The organism is Vogesella fluminis, from assembly GCF_014652335.1.
GTDB classification, from domain to species: Bacteria; Pseudomonadota; Gammaproteobacteria; order Burkholderiales; family Chromobacteriaceae; genus Vogesella; species Vogesella fluminis.
The window spans coordinates 1-2,065 of record NZ_BMYP01000093.1 but is presented as its reverse complement, the minus strand read 5'-3'; the positions used below and the strand labels follow the sequence as shown (position 1 = coordinate 2,065).

Here is a 2,065-nt window from a genome sequence, read left to right as displayed (position 1 = left end):
AGGAACGCATTCCTCAGATGTGATTTGAAACCCCGTTTACACAAAAATTCGGACAGGCCCCAACCTAGCCAAAGCATCAAAGGCTTGCGCGATACCATGACTACGATCGCCACCGCGAATTAATGATTAGGGGCGCACGAGCCCCTAGAGGGCTAAAATATTCTTATTCTTTCAAGGGGGTTGTTAGTTGCCGAGATCTTCTGAGCTGAGCCTGCAGCATCGACCATCGGATTCATGGAAATGAGTGGAAGTTGTATGCCCGTCACTCTTACCAATTCGTTGTATGCGTTAGTGGCTTCCAACATTTGAGTTTGAAGTTCATGTCTTGGGTCTTCGGCCAACATAGCCCTACTCAAAGCAATTGGGTATCCGTCCAAGTCCGTGACCCAACGAACACATAATGGATATTCGAACATCGTTTCTACGATTTGCTGCCGACCATCAGGCGATGTCCCGAGACCGCGAATCCAGCTGAACCAGCTTGATGGGTAGTTCATCGACAACGTTAGCAATACCACGCAATCTCCAAAGGCCCCCAGAATGTCGTCCAGCTTGAGGTACTCGGTGCCCGCCGTAAAAGCCTCTGCATCAAGGTGCGCACCAATCTTGTTGCGAACCCACCTAACGGGACCCTGCAGACGATTTTTCTTTAAGCGTTTGGCTACCTCGTGATAGGTTTTTTGATCTGCATTTGGCCACTGAGCACGGGTGTCACGGGATGATTTGTCATTCATCCTCGATACAAGAAGAGCCGTAACGTCCATGAGTTTGCAGACAGGCACAGTGACTCCTCTCATGGCTCTCCGTCGTGTCTTGGAGTCAATCAGGCGTTCTGAGTAAAACGTAACGTCACGACATGCTTCGGCGGCAAGCACTAGCATGCCAGTTCGATCGTCGTTGGGTGCCCAGCGAGAGATGGTGTGATCGGCTTCAAGTAGGTCAACAATGCCGGGAGCCAGCATTTCTCCGTCAGGCCCCATTGTGATTGGTAGACCTGTAAAGCTGGCTGCAATTCGTTTGAGCATGCTCTCATCGATAATTAACTTTGGCATGATCACTTTGTTTTGGCCATGATCTTCATGCATTGGACAGGCGCTCCATCATGGATGAGTGGAACGCTGCAGTATTTGTATGAAATACGTCATCTATGGTTTCCAATCCTTTGAGAAGAATCTCGGATGCGCACAGGTACAGTCCAGTAGATTACTTGCCATTCCGCCGACGTCCCCCCATTTTCAGTAGCAGAGGGCTTTAGAGTCCGGGCTTAATTTACCTGATTTCTCTGCAAGTGATTTGGCGTAGGCAGCCGGCGTCAAACCACCCAGCGCTTTCTTGGGTCTTTCATTGTTGTATTCCCTCCGCCAGGCTTCGATGACAACTTGAGCATGGCGCAGGCTGGTGAACCAATGTTCGTTCAGGCACTCATCCCGGAAGCGCCCGTTGAACGATTCGATGTAAGCGTTCTGATTGGGCTTGCCGGGCTCGATGAGGAAGAGTTGAACTCCACGGGCATGCGCCCAGGTGAGCATGGCGCGGCTGCAGAACTCCTTTCCGTTATCGGTCCTGATCGCTTTGGCCAAGCCGCGTGTCTGCGCTAACTGGTCGAGGACACGCGTCAGATGCATGCCGCTCATCGCGCGCTCCGGCACAATGGCGACGGCCTCATGCGTGGCATCATCGACCACCGTCAGATTCTTGATGACACGCCCCTCTGCCGTCCGGTCGAACACGAAGTCCATCGACCAGACTTGGTTGGCGACCAGGGGACGCGCCAGCGGGTGACGGTCTGCCACCGGCACCTTCTTGCGCTTACGCCGGCGAATTTGCAGACCCGCCTCGGCATAGAGTCGATCCACGCGCTTGTGATTGACCTGCATGCCTTCCTGCCGCAGCTTCAGGTAGATCATTGCTGCACCGTAACGCCAGTGGCGCTGTGCCAACGCAATGATCTTCTCCTTGAGGGCGGCATTACGGTCGGGCTGCGGCTGGTAGCGTAGTGCACTGGGACTCATACCCACCACGCGCAATGATCGGCGTTCACTCAGCCCCTTGCCCATCAAGTTGA

2 protein-coding genes are annotated in these 2,065 nt (G+C 53.5%); both read right to left on the bottom strand.

Going from position 1 to position 2,065, the window contains the following annotated elements:
* Positions 1–152 precede the first annotated feature (152 nt).
* Positions 153–1,085: a hypothetical protein gene (locus tag IE083_RS15520; RefSeq protein ID WP_189354938.1), complete on the bottom strand. Its 933-nt coding sequence runs from the start codon at positions 1,083–1,085 to the stop codon at positions 153–155.
* Positions 1,086–1,235: 150 nt separating this feature from the next.
* On the bottom strand, positions 1,236–2,065 hold an 830-nt coding region (locus tag IE083_RS15515; protein ID WP_189354937.1), incomplete at its 5' end, for an IS3 family transposase.